Raw genomic sequence first — 1,036 nt, forward strand, 5'->3', positions numbered from 1 at the left:
CCTTTCCCCCCAACATGGGAAAGCCGCTAAGGCCTCCTCCAGGAGTCATGCGGCCACCCGCCACATTCCCCCGTTCCGGTAAGAACCGTACAGTACGCGTGCCTGCTTGATTTGGCGTTCGGATCGATCGGCCAGTGCCCATGGTCGGTTGATCCGATCCGTGCCGAGCAGCCCCCTGCGCCCGCCAGAATCCCTCGCTGTTGACGAAGTTGCGCTGCGCTTTCCGCCGACCATAGGCGGAGACACACGCGCCTCTAGACGATGACGCTGCCCCCTTTCGGCTTACCCTAGGAAGCATTGGAGCGGCGCTCGTCCCTAGGCAGGCAGCGGCCCCGCACCCTATAAGGGACAATCGTGGAGCCGAAAGCGCCTCCCGATTTCCCCGCGATCTCACAGTACGAGGCGTTCAATGTCCATCGAGCAGGATCTCCGGGACCTGAGGGACGATTTCCGCATGCTCCGCACGCGCGTGCAAAGCCATGAGCTCGTGCTGTCCATCATCCTGGCGCATCTCCTCAATGTCGCGAAGAAGGCCGGCGTAACGATCGACATGAATGAGGTCATCGGCCAGGCGATCAGTGAGGTGGAAGGCAGCGCGACGAAGATCGAGAAATCGGATCCGATGGGCGCGGCGGGCATTCGGGCCATCGGCGCGGACGTCCTACACCTCCTGAAGCCGGCGGCGGCATCTCAAGGAGAACTCGTTCCGGCCAACGAAACCTAGGCTGGTCCAGAGGATCAGCGCGCCAGTTGCGCTAGCGCTTAGCCGCCGTGCCGGCTGACCGGCGAGCCCGCACACTCCGGGCATGCCCTCGCCCGACGTTTCGTATTTCGGCAGCACCACACATCACTCCCGCCATCAGCGCTTCGGCATCCGCCAGGCCGACCGCCTCTCGCACATGCTGGCCCTCGGGAAGACCGGCACCGGCAAGTCCTCGATGCTCGAGACGCTGGCGCGGCAGGACATGGCGGCCGGCCGCGGCTTCGCCCTCATCGACCCCCATGGAGACCTCGCGGACCGGCTCTATGCTGGCGC

General features: G+C 64.9%; 2 protein-coding genes. Both read left to right on the top strand.

The annotated features are described in order from the left end of the window. Positions 1-409 precede the first annotated feature (409 nt). Positions 410-724, top strand: coding sequence for a hypothetical protein (locus AC2YHT_RS25635; RefSeq protein WP_487292609.1), 315 nt, complete (start codon positions 410-412; stop codon positions 722-724). Positions 725-806: 82 nt separating this feature from the next. Continuing rightward, positions 807-1,036 (top strand): hypothetical protein (locus AC2YHT_RS25640; RefSeq protein ID WP_487292610.1); only part of this gene is annotated, 230 nt, incomplete at its 3' end.

This window comes from Caulobacter sp. SRI_008 (assembly GCF_057586355.1).

Coding starts and splice junctions, on each gene's coding strand:
- AC2YHT_RS25635 (WP_487292609.1), top strand. CDS start 410: ATGTCCATCGAGCAGGATCTCCGGGACCTGAGGGACGATTTCCGCATG.